This is a genomic window from Achromobacter sp. SIMBA_011 (assembly GCF_046535435.1).
Taxonomy (GTDB): Bacteria; Pseudomonadota; Gammaproteobacteria; order Burkholderiales; family Burkholderiaceae_B; genus Achromobacter; species Achromobacter dolens.
Map to the genome: position 1 here is coordinate 1 of NZ_JAWRWN010001153.1, position 239 is coordinate 239.

Here is a 239-nt window from a genome sequence, read left to right on the forward strand (position 1 = left end):
GCTTCATCCTGCTGCCAGAGACTGGCCAAGGCCTTGGCACGCCTCCAGAGTTCAGCGTACGAGAGGGTTGTGAAGTCTTGCAGCAGACGCTGGCTGACTCGCCCATTAACCGGGTCGGTGACACGCTCGATACAGCGTTGAGCCAATGCAGGGCGGTCTGAATAGCCCTCCATGCACAGTGCGACCGTTTGCGCCAATCCTAAGGCAGGGTTGAGCTTGGCTTCGTTGACTGGCGTAAG

Annotated in this window: 1 protein-coding gene; it reads right to left on the reverse strand. The window is 59.0% G+C overall.

Features of this window, described 5'->3' with window-relative positions; all coding sequences use genetic code 11:
* A partial coding sequence (locus tag SB816_RS34660; protein ID WP_410548582.1) for a hypothetical protein occupies nucleotides 1-239 on the reverse strand: 239 nt, incomplete at both ends.